Source organism: Tolypothrix sp. VBCCA 56010 (genome assembly GCF_050875635.1).
Classification (GTDB): domain Bacteria; phylum Cyanobacteriota; class Cyanobacteriia; order Cyanobacteriales; family Nostocaceae; genus Hassallia.
The window spans coordinates 1-207 of record NZ_JBPAOH010000581.1 but is presented as its reverse complement, the minus strand read 5'-3'; the positions used below and the strand labels follow the sequence as shown (position 1 = coordinate 207).

General features: G+C 53.6%; 1 protein-coding gene. It reads left to right on the top strand.

Annotated features, from left to right (window positions below):
- Window positions 1-13: 13 nt before the first annotated feature.
- A partial coding sequence (locus AABK37_RS42440) for a hypothetical protein (protein ID WP_432557333.1) occupies window positions 14-207 on the top strand: 194 nt, incomplete at its 3' end.

Genomic DNA, 207 nt, shown 5'->3' with positions numbered 1-207 from the left:
GATGGACGGGGTTATGGGCGCAGTAGTATGCCTTCAGGGGGAAGGAGAAGACCGGGAGCTGATCGGATACTACACTGGTGAGCGCCATGATGAGGAAGCCTTGGGGACGTTCCTGTCGACTCATCTACCAGGGTACATGATACCATCCGGATTTGTGTGGATAGAAAAGATCCCGTTGACATCCCATGGAAAGACCGACTACCGTTC